Annotated in this window: 16 protein-coding genes; 6 read left to right on the top strand and 10 right to left on the bottom strand. The window is 66.8% G+C overall.

The window, feature by feature from the left end; genetic code table 11:
- Nucleotides 1-26: 26 nt before the first annotated feature.
- A complete protein-coding gene (locus MUH00_RS05695; protein ID WP_247002905.1) occupies nucleotides 27-485 on the bottom strand; it encodes a hypothetical protein in 459 nt (152 codons plus the stop codon).
- Nucleotides 486-623: 138 nt separating this feature from the next.
- Between MUH00_RS05695 and MUH00_RS05690 the strand changes: the two genes are divergently transcribed.
- The gene (locus tag MUH00_RS05690) at nucleotides 624-1430 is read left to right on the top strand and encodes a DUF7847 domain-containing protein (protein ID WP_247002903.1); all 807 of its coding nucleotides are present in this window, start codon (nucleotides 624-626) and stop codon (nucleotides 1428-1430) included.
- A gap of 42 nt (nucleotides 1431-1472) precedes the next feature.
- On the opposite strand, the gene MUH00_RS05685 is transcribed toward MUH00_RS05690, so the two are convergent.
- Nucleotides 1473-2933, bottom strand: a complete 1461-nt coding sequence (locus MUH00_RS05685; RefSeq protein ID WP_247002902.1) for a sulfatase family protein — start codon at nucleotides 2931-2933, stop codon at nucleotides 1473-1475.
- Between the two features lie 219 nt (nucleotides 2934-3152).
- Here MUH00_RS05685 and MUH00_RS05680 point away from each other — a divergent pair, with 219 nt between their 5' ends.
- Entirely contained in the window at nucleotides 3153-3350 is a 198-nt protein-coding gene (locus MUH00_RS05680) for a hypothetical protein (protein ID WP_247002901.1), read from the top strand.
- Between the two features lie 142 nt (nucleotides 3351-3492).
- On the opposite strand, the gene hisS is transcribed toward MUH00_RS05680, so the two are convergent.
- From hisS to MUH00_RS05655, 5 genes are all read right to left on the bottom strand, one after another.
- A complete protein-coding gene (hisS, locus tag MUH00_RS05675; protein WP_247002900.1) occupies nucleotides 3493-4791 on the bottom strand; it encodes a histidine--tRNA ligase in 1299 nt (432 codons plus the stop codon).
- 200 nt (nucleotides 4792-4991) lie between these two features.
- The gene (locus MUH00_RS05670) at nucleotides 4992-5453 is read right to left on the bottom strand and encodes a hypothetical protein (protein ID WP_247002899.1); all 462 of its coding nucleotides are present in this window, start codon (nucleotides 5451-5453) and stop codon (nucleotides 4992-4994) included.
- 106 nt (nucleotides 5454-5559) lie between these two features.
- The gene (locus MUH00_RS05665; RefSeq protein WP_247002897.1) at nucleotides 5560-6150 is read right to left on the bottom strand and encodes a DUF7411 family protein; all 591 of its coding nucleotides are present in this window, start codon (nucleotides 6148-6150) and stop codon (nucleotides 5560-5562) included.
- Nucleotides 6150-6500 (bottom strand): DNA-binding protein, encoded by a 351-nt coding sequence (locus MUH00_RS05660; protein ID WP_247002895.1) that lies wholly within the window; start codon nucleotides 6498-6500, stop codon nucleotides 6150-6152. The genes MUH00_RS05665 and MUH00_RS05660 overlap by 1 nt, the downstream gene beginning before the upstream one ends.
- A gap of 100 nt (nucleotides 6501-6600) precedes the next feature.
- Nucleotides 6601-7056 carry a 30S ribosomal protein S19e gene (locus MUH00_RS05655; RefSeq protein WP_247002893.1) on the bottom strand — a complete coding sequence of 152 codons (456 nt, stop codon included), beginning with the start codon at nucleotides 7054-7056 and terminating at the stop codon, nucleotides 6601-6603.
- A gap of 254 nt (nucleotides 7057-7310) precedes the next feature.
- On the opposite strand from MUH00_RS05655, the gene thiL reads away from it, so the two are divergent.
- Nucleotides 7311-8216: a thiamine-phosphate kinase gene (thiL, locus tag MUH00_RS05650; protein ID WP_247002891.1), complete on the top strand. Its 906-nt coding sequence runs from the start codon at nucleotides 7311-7313 to the stop codon at nucleotides 8214-8216.
- Nucleotides 8217-8226: 10 nt separating this feature from the next.
- Here the strand turns inward: thiL and MUH00_RS05645 are convergent, their stop codons facing one another.
- The 3 genes from MUH00_RS05645 to MUH00_RS05635 all read right to left on the bottom strand — a co-directional run bounded on the left by MUH00_RS05645 (nucleotide 8227) and on the right by MUH00_RS05635 (nucleotide 11032).
- On the bottom strand, nucleotides 8227-9387 hold the full coding sequence (locus MUH00_RS05645; protein ID WP_247002889.1) for a site-2 protease family protein: 1161 nt from the start codon (nucleotides 9385-9387) through the stop codon (nucleotides 8227-8229).
- A gap of 315 nt (nucleotides 9388-9702) precedes the next feature.
- A complete protein-coding gene (locus MUH00_RS05640) occupies nucleotides 9703-9942 on the bottom strand; it encodes a DUF7123 family protein (RefSeq protein ID WP_247002887.1) in 240 nt (79 codons plus the stop codon).
- Between the two features lie 256 nt (nucleotides 9943-10198).
- Nucleotides 10199-11032 (bottom strand): molybdopterin synthase, encoded by an 834-nt coding sequence (locus tag MUH00_RS05635; RefSeq protein WP_247002885.1) that lies wholly within the window; start codon nucleotides 11030-11032, stop codon nucleotides 10199-10201.
- A 157-nt stretch (nucleotides 11033-11189) separates the two neighbouring features.
- Between MUH00_RS05635 and MUH00_RS05630 the strand changes: the two genes are divergently transcribed.
- From MUH00_RS05630 to lysS, 3 genes are all read left to right on the top strand, one after another.
- Nucleotides 11190-12185 (top strand): CapA family protein, encoded by a 996-nt coding sequence (locus MUH00_RS05630; protein ID WP_247002883.1) that lies wholly within the window; start codon nucleotides 11190-11192, stop codon nucleotides 12183-12185.
- A gap of 104 nt (nucleotides 12186-12289) precedes the next feature.
- The gene (gene pyrH, locus MUH00_RS05625) at nucleotides 12290-13015 is read left to right on the top strand and encodes a UMP kinase (RefSeq protein ID WP_247002880.1); all 726 of its coding nucleotides are present in this window, start codon (nucleotides 12290-12292) and stop codon (nucleotides 13013-13015) included.
- Nucleotides 13012-14766, top strand: a complete 1755-nt coding sequence (gene lysS, locus MUH00_RS05620; protein ID WP_247002879.1) for a lysine--tRNA ligase — start codon at nucleotides 13012-13014, stop codon at nucleotides 14764-14766. The genes pyrH and lysS overlap by 4 nt, the downstream gene beginning before the upstream one ends.
- Nucleotides 14767-14788 lie beyond the last annotated feature (22 nt).

The following is a 14788-nucleotide window of genomic DNA, read 5'->3' as shown; positions in this document are numbered from 1 at the left end:
CCGACGGTTCTCGGTTCTCCCGTCCCTCAGTCGTCCGATTCCGTCCCGTCGGCTTCCGATTCGAGTTCCTCGGCTTCCGATCGCAGTTGTGCCGCCTCCTCGCGGAGGTCGTCGATCGTCCCCGCGAGCTTTCGGTCGACGACCGCCGCGAACTGGTCGAGGGACATCCGCCCGACGTCGACGGTGAGCATCGCGTCGCAGCCCTCGACGATCTCGGGGGCCCACTTGCCCTCCGCCAGTTTGCTCTCGTCCGTGACGATCGCCTCGCCGTCCTCGACGTCGATGAACGCGGTGACGGTGTTCCAGATGTCGGGTCGGCTGGTGGCCGCTTCCCCGTACAGATCCGCCAGCCGGGTGTCCCCGATCGGTTCGTCCACGACCTCCTCGCGGAGATCCTGGAGCGCGTCGGCGATCTCTTCGTTCTCGGCCGCTGTCTCGCGAAGTTCGGCCGAATCCGGTCGGTCGTTCGATCCGCTTCCGGTCATCTGTTCGTCCCCCGTTCGACGGCGTCGCCGATCATACGGGACCGTAGTCGCTTCGATCCCGTAAACGTACGCTTCCGCTCCTCGCTGAGCCTGGGATCGTTTTGATAGAGTTATATACTGTTCGTTCGACCGATGTGTATGGGTGCCCTGAACTCCCTTCGTCCCGCGATTCGCGGATTCGTTCGTAATCCCGTCCTCTTGGTCATTATGGGGGCGTACGGACTGGTACAGCTTCCGCAGATGGCCCTCCAGTCGCAGGATCCGCTTCTCGTGACGGCGGTTTCGCTCCTGATGACCGTTCTGCTGATCGTGTTCCTTCCGTTCTTTCAGGGCGGAATCATCGGGATGGGCAGGGAGGCGATTACCGGCCGAACGTCTCTCGGGACGCTCGTTCGCGTCGGCAAGTCGAACTACGTTTCGCTCCTGCTGGCGTATCTGGTGCTTCTGGCGGTGAACTTCGCTCTCGGGATACTGGCGTTTTTCGGGATTTTGATCGGCGGCGTCGGCATCGTCGCCGCCGATGGAGACCCGAGCCTCGGCGCGATCGCGGTGGTGGCGCTGTTCGGACTCCTCGTCCTCCTCGCGTACCTGCTGGTGTCCTTCTTCGTACAGTTCTACGCTCACGCGATCGTCCTGAGCGATACCGGTCTCGTCGACGGATTCAAAACGAGCGTGAGCCTCGTCCGGCGGAATCTGCTCAGCGCGGTCGGCTATACGGTTATTCTCGTCGTCGGTGGCGCGTTCTTGGGGTTACTCAGCGTAGCAGCGGCGTTCGCGTTCGCCCCCGATCAACTCCCCGGAGTCGACGTCCCCGAACTCACCCTGCCGCTGCTCGTCGCGGCCGCAGCCGTCTATCTGGTCGCGATCGCTATCGCGGGTGCGTTCTACGCGACGTACTCGGTCGCCTTCTATCTGGATCTCCAATCCGACCCGACCCCTCTCTGATCCGTCGTAGCGATCGCCGCTACGAGACTACGACCGGCCGTCTCAATCCCGCTTCGCCGATGCATCGCGAAGCGCATCGGGCACCCAGGCCCGGTTCGGATCGTCCGTCGCGTACATCCACTCGACGAGTCGCTTCCGCACGCTTCGGCGCGCGTCGACGTAGTCGGGGTGGTCGATCAGATTCTGGAGTTCGGCGGGGTCGCGATCGATGTCGTACAGCTCGTCGACGTCGGGCCCGTTGTAGACGTACTTGTACCGGGCCGTACGGACCATCCGCTGGCTGTAGAGGCCGAACTCCTCGCCGTGGTACTCCGAGAAGGTCGAGTCGGGCCAGCCCGCGGGCTCGTCGCCCTCGAGCAGAGGAACGAGGCTGCGGCCGTGGAAGCTGTCGGGAATCGAGACGCCGGCCATCTCGAGGAACGTCGGCGCCAGATCGTGCAGGTGGACGGGCTTCTCGCAGACCGATCCCGGTTCGGTGACGCCGGGCCAGCGGACCTGCAACGGGATGCGATAGGTGTCGTCGTACATCAGCGGCCCCTTGTTGAACTGGCGGTGGCCGCCGACGAAGTCGCCGTGATCGGACGCGTGGACCACGGCCGTCTCCTCGGCCAGGCCGTGCTCCTCGAGCGCGTCGAGCACTCGCTCTAGCTGGTCGTCGATCAGCGTCACGAACCCCCAGTATTTCGCGATCACTTCGGCCCACGTCTCCCAGTCGAACGCCCGGACGCCGCGGTAGTCGACGAAGTTCTCCTGGACCTGCGGTTTCCCCTCGAACGTCTCGAGGTAGCTCTCCGGCTGTTCGATGTCGTCGGGATCGTACATCGAGGCGTACGGCTCCGGGATCACGTACGGGTGGTGCGGCCCGTAGAAGTCCGCCCGGTGGAAGAAGGGCCCCTCCCGATCGCCGCTCGCGTGGGCCTCGATCGCGTCGATCGTCCGTTTCGCGAGGAAGTACGCCCGCGTATCCTCGACGTCGACGGGGGTCTTCGCGGCGACGAAGGTGCCGTCCTCGCCTTCGGTGTAGACCGCCTCCTCGAACTCGACCTCCTCCATCGGCGTCCCACGCTCCTCGCGGTACTCGCGGAACGCGTCGTCGATGTCGTCGTGGTGTTTGTCGCTCCCACCGAGGTACGAGAAGCCGAAGTCCTCGGGCGTCTGGTCGCGGCCGACGTGCCACTTGCCCGTGTACGTGAGGTCGTAGCCGGCGTCGCTCGTCGCGAGCGCCTCGGAAAAGGTCGGGATCGTCGACGGCAGGTTCGCCTGGATCGCGTCGGCCTCGTGGCTGTTGTTCAACATCCCGTGGCCGTGGGGGTACTGGCCGGTCAACAGCGAGGCGCGGGCGCTCGTACAGATGCTGATCGGCGTCACCGCCCGTTCGAACCGCATCCCCTCGTTCGAGAGGCGATCCATCGTCGGCGTCTCGATCGGCGGGCCGTCGGGGGCGCTGCAGTCGTAGCGCTCCTGATCGGTGAGGACGAGCAGGACGTTCGGCGTGTCGGCCATCGGATGCCGTACACCGGCTCCGTAGTTAATGGTGGGGCCGATCGTCTCGGTATCGTTTGGACTCCATGACTGTAGTATCGACGCGTTCAGCGGAAACACCCGAATACGTCCCGCTGTCTCGTTCGAACGAAGCCGATCACACCGATCGTCTGCGCGAACGGAAAAACGAGCGACATGTAAACCGATAGATTCAGACAGGTCGAGTACGAAACCACCGCCGTGCCGATCGCATACTGTGCCGAGTGCGACTGGGAGCGAGAAGCCAGTGCGGACGAGGTCACCGACCTCGGCCGGGCGATGATCGACCACTACGTCGAGACGGGCCACAGTCCGGTCGAACGTCGCGACGAGGCCGATCGGCTCGCGGGCGGCGACAGCCTCGAGTCCCAGCCGCAGACCGCGGACCGATCAGGGTAGCACTCGAGAGGCTCGGGTCCGTTCGATCGCGGCCCCGAGCAAACGGGCGGGTGCCGCGAGCCGTCGGTCTCCGCTCGCCGACGCCTTCTGCGGCGAAGACGGGCGAACCGGTGTCGGAACACCTCACCCGATCGCGAGCCGCTTACGCGACGTCCTCGTACGTCGGCCGGTCCCGATCGCCGGGGAAGTCGTCGACGGGGATCTGGGTCTGGTCGCCGGAGTCCATGTCCTTGATCGTCACCTCGTCGTTCTCGAGATCCTGTTCGCCGACGATGACGACCGTCTCGGCGTTGATCGAGTCGGCGTAGTCGAGTTGGCCGCCGAACGAGCGGCCCGCGACGTCGGTCTCGACGACGTGGCCGCGCTCGCGCAGCGCCTGCGTGATCCGGGCCGCCTCCGATCGGGTGTCGCCGATCTGGAGCACGTAGTAGTCCGTCCGCAGTTCCTCGTCGGGCCAGACGCCGGCGCGCTGACAGAGCAGCGACAGCGTGGCGTGGCCCGGCGCGACGCCGACCGCGGGCGTCGGCTGGCCGCCGAACCCCTCGATCAGATCGTCGTACCGGCCGCCGCCGAAGATCGATCGGGAGACCTCGCCCGTGGAGTCGAAGCACTCGAAGACGACGCCGGTGTAGTAGTCCAGCCCGCGGGCGGTCTCGAGCGAGATCGTACAGTGCTCGCGCGCGCCGAAATCCGCGGCGGCCGCGAGGACGTTCTGAAGGTTTTCGACCGCGGCGGTGACGCGACCGGTACCCGCGAACTCCTCGACCGCGTCGAGGTCGCCGCTCGCGATGAGGTCGTCGAACTCGGCCGCCTGCTCGTACGTGAGGCCGGCCTCGACGAGCAGGTCGTGGTACTCAGTCTCCGAGAGCTTCTCGGATTTATCGACCGCGCGGATCGCCTCGTCGACGTCGACGTCGGCCTCGTACGTCTCGAGGACGCCGCCGAGGATGTCCCGGTGGGAGATGCGGAACTCGAAGTGCTCCTCGGTCAGGCCGAGTCCGGTGAGGGCGTCGGCCGCCCACGCGAGGATCTCGGCGTCGGCTTCGGGTTCGCTCGAGCCGAAGATGTCGACGTTGGTCTGGTAGAACTCGCGCTGACGACCCTGCTGGACCTGCTCGTAGCGCCAGAACGGCCGGGTCGAGAACCACTTGATCGGCTTCGACAGTTCCTGTTGCTTGGCGACGACCATCCGCGCGACCGTCGGCGTCAGTTCCGGGGTTAACGTGACGTGGCGCCCGCCCTGGTCCTCGAACGCGTACAGTTCGTCGACGATGTCGTCGCCGCTCTTGTCGGTCCACAGCTCGGCCCGTTCGAGCGCGGGCGTTCCGATCTCGCGGAAGCCGTAGCTACGGGCGGTGTCTTCCAGCACGTCGATGGTCGCCCGCCGCGCGGCCATCTCGCCCGGATAGAAGTCTCGAAAGCCCTTGATCCGCTCGTACATGCACGGTCGTTCGCCCAGGTCGAACTTCTATCCTTCCTTTAGGAGACGCGCCATCATCGAGTCAAATCCGTGACCCGCGTCAAATCAACCCCGCGTGACGCCCGTCGAGTCGAGATCCGGTGTCGATCGGTTCGTTCGGCCCTCGATCCGGGTCGTTCGACTGCGGGACTCTCACCGCGGGACGCCTCGTGGACGACCGATCAGGAGCCGCCGGATTCGTCGCCCGGGACGCGCGTCACCGTCGGTCCGCCGCTCAGTTCGCGACCGGACCGCGAGTCGTCCGTCGTCGAACCGGCTCGGAGCACTTCGTCGATGACCGCCCCGTCGCCCGGGACGACCGTTACGGACGGACCGCCGATCGCGTCGGCCGTCCCAGCCAACGATTCTCCGAATCCGGCCGCCGACTCGTCCACCCGGTCGTCGGTCGAATCTGCAGTCGAGCGTTCACCGTCTCGCGCTCCGTTCGAGTCGCCCTCTTCGAGCGCCTCGAGCAGTTCGTCGACGCTATCCTCGTCCGCCGACGGGTCGTCCGCGCTCGGATCGTGTTCCCCGCCGCTTTCGACGAGTTCCACCGGCGAATCGACGCCCGCCGCCTCAAGGATGGCGTCCGGATCGGGGTCGACCTCTGCGAAGACCTCTCGGATCGTCGTGCGCTCGCTCATGCCTCCCGGTTCCACGGACCCGGGCTTGGTTATGGCGCGCTTATACAGGGAAAAAAGAACGTAATGCTCGCATTACCGTCTTCGCCGCTGTCGATTTTGCGGCTCGTTAGCGGACGTCCCTGACGACGGTCTGTTCGTGCGCCGGGAAGCAGTCGGCCACCGTCTCGGGGCCATCCTCGTCGGCGATGAGCGCCCGCAATTCGGCCTCGTAATCCGCCCGATCGAGCTCCTCGCTCGGTCCGACGGTCACGTCGAGGGTGGTGTCGACCAGTCGATCGACGGCGCCACGACCGAACCCCGTCAACGGGGCGACGTAGTCGACGCCGTGGCGGTCCTCGAGGCTCTGGGCCTGGGCGCGCGAGACCGTCGGCACGCGATCGTCCCGTCGGGTGCCGTCGGCGATCGCGTCGAACTCCTGTGCGGCGAGCTCCTCCAGCGCGTGCTGGTGGACGAGCTGGATCCCGTTTCGAGGGAACCCGTTCTCGCGGATCCGATCGACGGCCTCGCGGGCGACGTCGGGATCGAGCGGCAGCCGCTCGAAGTCGAAGCCGATAGTCTCGGCGGAGTCCTCGGCGTGTTTCCAGTCGTCGGTGACGCCGAAGTGGCCGGTCACCAGCGTAACCTCGTAGAACTCGTCGAGGAGGAGGGCCGCGAGCGTCGAATCCTTGCCGCCGCTGTAGAGCAGTCCGAGCTCCATTAGCGCCGCTTGATGTCGAAGCTCTTCGAGTCCGGTTTGAGTTCTTGCAGCAGCTGTTTCATCTTTTCGTCGTCGATCTTGCCCTGGATGCGCCCCGATCGGGCGAGCGCGACGACCTGCTGCTCGACCTGCTCGCCGAACTGCGGTTTGCTCATCTTGACGGTGTTGAGCCGCTTGCGAGCCTCGTCGGTCAGGTGCTGTCGCAACAGCGCGTTCTTCTGGGCTTCGGCCTGCTGCTGGGCCGCCTCCTGGGCCTCTCCGCTCTGTTGGGCCTCCGCCTGTTCCTGCAGTTGCTCCATCTTCTTCTGTCGCAACTCCTCGAGTCGTTCGTCGTCGGGTGAACCGCTCATAGCTCTACTAACGTGTTCTTCTGCACGCGGGAAAATGATTACGGACCATCGAAACCGTCACTGCGCGTAAATTCCATCCGAACCCGATCGCGTCGGCAGTCTACGCGTAGCGTTCGAGTTCCGGCCGGTCGAGTTCTTCGAGGACGGCGCCGGCGGTGTCGTCGAGGAGACTCTGCCCCTCGGCGGTGACGCGGCGGCCTTCACCCTCCGCGGTCTCGACGAGGCCTTCCTCTTCGAGTTGCTGCAGGATCGTCCGGATGACGTTCTTCGAGCCGTCGGCGCGCCGATCGGGGGCGACGCGGTAGCGGGTCGAGCCGCCCTTCGAACCGCCGTATTCGGTCGAGAGGCGTTCGACGCCGATCGGTCCGCGGTCGGCGACCTTGCGCAGTAGGCTCGCGGCGCGGGTCGCCCAGAAGTTCTCCTGTTCGGGGGGCAGTTCGCGATCGGCGCCGGTCTTGGCGAACTCGCTCCAGTCGGGTTCGTCGAGTCGCTCCTCGAAGTCCTCGGCGAGCGCCTCGATGAGGTCGTCCGCCGGAACGTCGTACATCGTAGCCATTGGCGTGTGGTTCCCTTCGGCGGCATTTAAGGCCATCGTATCTCGATCGGGCCTGCGAGGTGTTCGTACGGTTCAGGAACACCGCGAAAGTCCCACCTGGGCCGGCCGACCGAGCACGCCGCAACGGGTGTGGCTTTCGTGGCGTTCTCACTCGGCGCATCACTGCTTCTCCGACTGACGCACACGATCGACACGACACCCGATAATCGCGATCGGTTCGGGCCGTTTTTTGCGCTGGGGGTGAATCGATCGGTATGGACGAACGGGCCGCGCTGGCGCTGCTGGCTGACGAACTCGATCCCGTCGGCGACGACGCCGCGATCGTCGACGACCTGGTCGTGACGACGGACATGCTCCACGAGCGGACGGACTTTCCCGAGGGAGTGAGCCGGTACACGGCCGGCTGGCGATCGGTGGGGGCCTCGCTGTCCGACGTCGCCGCGATGGGTGCGGAGGCCGTCGCCGCCGTCGCCGTCTACGCCGCGCCCGAATTCGATCGCGACGAACTGCTCGGGTTCGTCCGGGGAGCTAGCGACGTCTGCGAGCGCGTCGGCGCCGAGTACGTCGGCGGCGATCTAGACGGCCACGACGAGTTCACCGTCTCGACCACCGCGATCGGTCGAACGGACGATCCCGTGCCCCGAGACGGTGCCAGCCCGGGCGACGCGGTCTGCGTCACCGGGACGCTGGGTCGAAGCGCGGCCGCCATCCGCCTGTTCGAACGCGCGGCGAGCGACGATGGTACCGCCGTCGACCGTGACGCGCTCGATCGCGCGAACGACCTGTTCCGGTTCGAACCGCGGGTCATGGCCGGGCGCGCGCTCGCCCCCACCGCGACCGCGATGATGGATTCGAGCGACGGCCTCGCCCGATCGCTCCACCAGCTCGCCGACGCCAGCGGCTGCGGCTTCGCGATCAAGTCCGACGCCGTCCCGATCGACGACGCCGTCTACGAGACGACCGCCGACGAGAACGGGGCGCTCGATCGGGCGACGACGTTCGGCGAGGACTTCGAACTCGTCTGTACGATCCCCGAGGACGACGTCGAGACGGCTCGCGAAGCGTCTCCGGTCGCACTGTCGCCGATCGGCTCGGTCACGACGGACGGCGTCACGCTCGACGGGGCGTCCCTCGAAGACCGCGGCTTCACTCACGGCTGACGCGCTGCCGTCAGCCGACGATCTCGATCGGCACCGGCATGAAGCAGAGCACGCCGAGGGCGAACGTGAGGGCGCCGAGCAGGAATCGACCGCGGTCCAGTCCCCGATCGTCCACCGGGCGGGCGGGGCCGACCGCCGCGATCACGGCGGTCAGGAACCCCCAGAACACCCAGATGAAGACGGCGTTCTGCCCGTAGTTGCTGACGTAGTAGAGGTACGCGGCGAGCCCGAAGAGCGCGCCGGGGACGAGCGCCGCGATCGTCTCCTGGTACTCGCCGGCCATCGCCCGCAGGATGTGGCCGCCGTCGAGCTGGCCGACCGGGATCAGGTTGAGGAAGGTGACGAACATCCCGACCCAGCCGCCGATGACGACGGGACTCACCGCCGTCGCCGGGTCGTCGCGGTACAGCGGCTGGTCGAACAGGGCCGCGAGCCACTCCAGCAACAGCGGGTACCCGAGCCGGAGCTCGATCGCGTTGGGATCCTGCACGACGTCCGGCGGCGCGGTGACCGGCGGAAGGTGGAGTCCGACGATCGTGACGACGATCGTGGCCACCAGGCCGGCGAGCGGGCCGGCGACGCCGATATCGAACAGCGCCTTCCGATCGGGCATCCGTCCTTTCATCTTGATCACCGCGCCCATGGTCCCGATGAGCGACGGGATGGGGATGAAGTACGGGAGCGAGGCGTCGACCCGGTGGTACCGACTCATCACGTAGTGGCCCATCTCGTGGACGCTCCAGACGCCCAGCACGGCGGCGGTGAAGGGCCACGCACGCCACAGCACCGCCGGGTTCGAGATCGGGTCGTAGTAGTACCACTGCGCGCCGGCGAACAGCGTCGAGACGATCGTCGCCAGGAACAACAGCAGGTTCGTCCACGGAATCCCGTCGATGCCGATCGACGTGGGTTCGGCGACGAGGACGTACTCGCCGTGGCGCATCGTTAGCTGCGGTTCGTATCCCGCGTCGCGAAAGAGCGGCCACAGCTCGCGCATCGTCCGCTCCGGCGGGATCAGCGGATCGCCGTAGTACACCAACCGGTCGCCTTCGGCTTGCGTCTCGTAGACCGCGAACACCGACTCGATGCGATCGATCGGCGGGCCCGCATCGAGGGCCGACCCGTCACCTAGTCGGGACGGGTCAAACCGGGACGAATCGACGTCCTCCATCACTCGTGTTTACGCCTCCCGTCGTATAAATCGACTGTCGGCGGCAGGCGCCCCATCTCGGAGCCGCGACCGCAGCGAAAATCCGCGAGCGACTGACGAGACGCGCGTCGGCGGGGACGGCGGACGCGGCGGCATCGTCGATTGCGCGATCGCGGGAGCGATCAGCGTCGGGTGCCGGACGGCGTCGGTGACGCGCCGGCACGGGGCCGCCGGATCGGGATCGATCGGCGGGTGCGGACCGGGGTGATCGCGGGCGGATCAGGGACGACCGCAGGTGTATGGCAAGCGTGTCGGTTCGGCTGGCGTGATCGGCGATCAGGCGGGTTCGACGCGCCACGTCGTCGCACTCGTGTACGACCACTTCTCGATCTCGAGGTCGGTCGCCGACTCCGAGAGTTTGACCATCAGCGCGCCGATCTCCTTCGGGGACATACCGACGTCGTCCGCGATGAACTTCCCTTTGAAGTACAGCTCTCCGTTCGCTGCACGTTCGCGCAGATACTGCTTCAGGCGGCGTTCTTTGCTTTCCGTGGAGGGTTGGGCTGTCGTGCTCATCGACAGCAGCGTCTTGTCGGGGAGATATGTTATAAAGGAAGGATGGTTAGCGGCGTTTCGAATGTGTTCAGGAATCCGGGCGGTAATCGACCTTTTACTCGCGTTCACGAACGGTCCCAACAATAGCTTAAATCGTCCTAGACGTTTTAAAACCGCAGCTAACTCATTATTGTCACACCCTCAGTTCGCGATACGTCTGAACCGTTCGGAGCTGCAAATTAACTCCTTCCGATCCGTAGGGGAGTAAATTCAACCGTCAGTGTCGCTCGTGAACCCAGAACTCGCCGTCGATCGTGACCTCCTTTTTGAACAGGGGAACCTCGTCTTTCAATCTGTTGATCCCGTCTTCGACCGTTCGAAACGCCTCCTCGCGGTGGCCGGCGAGCACGACGACGAAAACGATGTCCTCGCCGTCCGCGACCACGCCCGTTCGGTGGTGCAGTTCGACGTCGAGGACGCCTTCCCTGGATTCGAGTTCCGACTCGATCGCCGCCATTCGCCGGTCGGCGACGCCCTCGTACTTCTCGAACTCGAGGTGCTCCGTGCGCGCGTCGTCCGGATCGTCTTTCGCGCGAACGCGGCCGGTGAAGGTGGCGATGGCACCGGACAGCTCCGCCCTGGGGGAGCGTTTGACCCGTTCGACGAGCGATTCGAGGGTCTGGTACGGCTCGGTCGCTTCCAGCGCGGCCGCGACGTCGTCCGGGTCGAGGTCCGTCGCTCGATCGACGGTCGCGAGCACGTCGTCGCGCTCCTCGAGACCGTTCTGGTCGTCGGATCCGACGGCGACGACGGGGTATCGAAGCTCGGGAACGCCGGCGACGACCGCGTAGTCGCAGTCCGGCGCGAGCGCGTCGATCGCGTCGCCGACCGTCATTCCCGTCCCGGTGGCGGTCCAGTCACCGTCGGCGCCGAGCTCGTACGTGACGTCGCCGCCGGTCGTCACGAACTCCTGGGTCCCGTCCGCGATGGTCGCGTCGTATCGGACCACGCCGACGCGTCCCTCTCGGGCGAGTCGGTCGACGACGCGATCGAGGACCTGCTCGAACGCCCCGTCGCTCGCTCCCCGATCAAGACAGCCGAGTACGTACATGTGCGGAAAGAGGGCCGGTCGGACTTTGTAGCTGTCGCCCGGCGTGGCCGATTTCCGCGTTCTCCCCGTCGCGCGTCGGCCGCGATTCGCCCGTCGGTCTCGAACTCGCGACCGCCCGCGTTTCAGAACTTTGGCCCCCGGTCGCGTACGCGATCGTATGGTGCACCGTCTCGGATTCACCGGCGACGTGATGCTCGGTCGACGCGTCGACGATCGACAGCGCCACCGCGACGTCGACGCGGTGTGGGGGACCGTCCTCGATCGGCTGCACGCCCTCGACGGGCTGGTGATCAACCTCGAGTGCGTGCTCTCGACGCGCGGGCGAAAGTGGCGGCGAACGAACCGACCGTTTCACTTCCGCGCCGACCCGGGTTGGGCGGTGCCCGCGCTCGAACGGGCCGGCGTCGACGTCTGCGCGCTCGCGAACAACCACGTGCTCGACTACGAGGAGGCAGCCCTCCGGGATACGCTCGACCACCTCGACGCGGCGGGGATCGCCCGCGCCGGTGCGGGTGAGACGATCGACGAAGCGCTCGATCCGGCCGCGACGTCGATCGGCGACCTCGACATCGCCGTCGTCTCGGTTACCGACAACACGCCGGAGTTCGCCGCCGACGAGGAGTCGCCGGGAACCGCTCGGATCGAAGTGGACGTCGACGACCCGGACACCCGACGGCTCGTTCGGGACGCGCTCTCCCGGGCGCGCGAGACGAACCCGGACCTGCTGGTCGCGTCGCTGCACTGGGGACCGAACATGGTGACGGAGCCGCCAAAGTCGTTCCGCGAGTTCGGTCGCTGGCTGATCGAGGAGGGAGTCGACGTAATTCACGGCCACAGCGCCCACGTCTTCCAGGGGATCGAGGTCTACGACGGGGCGCCGATCGTCTACGACGCGGGCGACTTCGTCGACGACTACGCGGTCGACGATCGGTTGCGCAACGATCGCGGTTTCCTGTTCGAACTGTCGGTGACGAGCGACGGCGCGCCGACGGAGCTGCGACTCCACCCCACGGAGATCGACGACTGTGCGATCCACGAGGCCGCTCCCGAGGCGGCCGCGTGGTCGCGCGAGCGGATGCGCGAGCGCTCCGCCGAGTTCGGAACGACGTTCGATCGCGACGGCGAGGCGCTCGTGTTGTCGCTCGGCGGCTGAACGGGGCGTTTCGACCCGAGTGTCACTCCCTGCCGAGCGATCGGTTCTCGGGCGCTCTGCAGTTGGCAACCCTTATGATCGCCTCCCGGTTACATCGCGATAGCATGAAAGTGGTCGTCTCTATCGGCGGGAGCGTGCTCGTCCCAGAACCCGGCGCGGATCGGGTCGCCGAACACGCTGCCGTCGTCGAAGACCTCGTCGCAGACGGCTGTCGCGTCGGTGCCGTCGTCGGAGGCGGCGGCGTCGCTCGGGAGTACATCGGCGCCGCACGCGAACTGGGGGCTAACGAGATCGAGCTCGATCAACTGGGAATCGACGTCACGCGGCTGAACGCGCGCCTGCTCATCGCCGCGCTGGGGGAGGAATCGGTGACCGCACCGGCACGGGACTACGAGGAAGCCGGCGAGGCGCTCCGGCAGGGGGACGTCTGCGTCATGGGCGGGGTCGCCCCGGCCCAGACCACCGACGCCGTCGGCGCCGCGCTCGCGGAGTACGTCGACGCCGACCTGCTCGTCTACGCCACGAGCGTTCCCGGCGTCTACAGCGCCGATCCCAACGAGACGTCGGACGCGACGAAGTACGACGAACTCTCCGCGACGGAACTGGTCGACGTCATCGCCGGGCTCGACATGACCGCCGGCGCGTCGGCGCCCGTCGATCTGCTCGCGGCGAAGATCATCGAACGATCGGGCATGCGAACGATCGTCCTCGACGGAACCGATCCCGACCGGATCGCACAGGCCGTCCGATACGGCGACCACGACGGGACGGACGTCGTTCCCGACGGCGCCGGCGCGGAACCGACCTACTGGGCCGACAACGAACGATGAGCGCGGACGAGCCCGAACCGGACGAACCGAGCGGGGACGCGGAGGGCCTCGACACGCTCCGGCGGGAACGAGAGGAGGGCGGCGAGGAACACCACGCCTTCTGGGCTGACGAGGTCGCCGATCGCGTGTTGGAACGCGTGGCCGACCAGCGGGAGGCCGCGGAAGACGCGAGCGGGGAACCCGCGAGCAGCGACCTCGACGACCCGATCGTCGTCAAGGGCGGCATCTCGCCCTCCGGCGTGCCCCACCTCGGGAACGTCAACGAGATCATGCGCGGTTACTTCGTCGCCGAGGTGCTCCGCGAGCGCGGCTACGACGTTCGGCAGGTCTTCACGGCCGACGATCGCGACCCGCTGCGAAAGCTCCCGCGCACGCTCTGCGATCTGGACGGGAACCTCGTCGACCTCGGCGACGTCGATGCGGGCGCGCTCGGTCGCAATCTCGGCGTTCCGTACACCGACGTTCCAGACCCCTTCGGCTGCTGCGATTCCTACGGCGCCCACTTCTCGAATATCATCAAGGACAGCGCGGACGCCGTGGACGTGCCGATCGACCTCGTCTCGACCACCGAACTGTACGAGTCGGGCGAACTCGACGAGGTCACTCGACACGTCCTCGAAAATCGGGATCGCGCCCGGGAGGTCCTCGCCGAGTACCAGGACAAAGTCGACGAGGACTACGTCCCCTTCAACCCGATCTGCGAGGACTGCGGCAAGATCACCGAGACGGTGACGGGCGTGGACCTGGACGCGGAGCCGCCGACCGTCGAGTACGAGTGTACCGACATGGACGCCGGCGAGCGGACGATCGAGGGCTGCGGCCACGAGGGGACGGCTACGCTGCGCGAGGGGAAGTTGCCCTGGCGCTTCGAGTGGCCCGCCCAGTGGGAGGTGCTGGGCGTCGACTTCGAACCCTTCGGAAAGGACCACGCCGAGGGCTCGTGGCCGAGCGGCGAGGACGTCTCGCGCAACGTCCTCGGGAACGAGCCGCCGGTCCCGATGGTCTACGAGTGGTTCACCCTCGACGGCGAGCCGTTCTCCTCCTCGGAGGGGAACGTGATCCTCGTCTCGGACGTCCTCGACCTGCTCGAACCCGAGGTGCTGCGGTACTTCTTCGCGAAGGACCCCTCGAAGGCGCGGGACTTCAGCATCGGACGCCTCGACCAACTGGTCGACGAGTTCGATCGCCTCGAAGCCGTCTACTTCGACGAGGTTGCGGCCAGCGAGGACGAGACGGCCTTCGCCGATCGGGTCTATCCGCTGCTCGTCGACGAGCCCGGAGCGGAGCGGATCCGTCTCCCCTACACGTTCGCCGCCGTCCTGGGAATGACCGACGACCCGGAGCTGCGCGAGGAGATCGCCCGCCGCGAGGGGCACGTTCCCGACGACGCCCCGGAGTGGGCCGTCGAGGGCGCCCTGGCCCGCGTCGAGAAGGCGCGCAACTGGGCGCGCCGGACCGAAAACGAGTTCGACTACGAACTCAAGCGCAGCGAGATCCCCGACCACGACTTCGACGACGCCACGGCGGCGGCCCTCGACGAACTCGCCGACTTCGTCGCCGAGGGGCACGGCCCCGAGGAGATTCAGGGCGAGATCTACGAGACCGCAAAGCGCCACGACGTCGACATCGGCGCGTTCTTCGGGGCCGGCTACCGCTTGTTCTTCGACGAGGAGCAGGGGCCGAAACTCGGCCCCTTCCTCGCGAATGTCGACCGCAACTTCGTCGTCGATCGGCTCCGCCGGGAGCGGTAGCCGCGGGTTCGATCGAGCGTCG

Origin of the sequence: Halosolutus gelatinilyticus (assembly GCF_023028105.1) — an archaeon.
Classification (GTDB): Archaea; Halobacteriota; Halobacteria; order Halobacteriales; family Natrialbaceae; genus Halosolutus; species Halosolutus gelatinilyticus.
The sequence above is the reverse complement of the archived record's forward strand: the minus strand, read 5'-3'. Positions and strand labels throughout refer to the sequence as shown.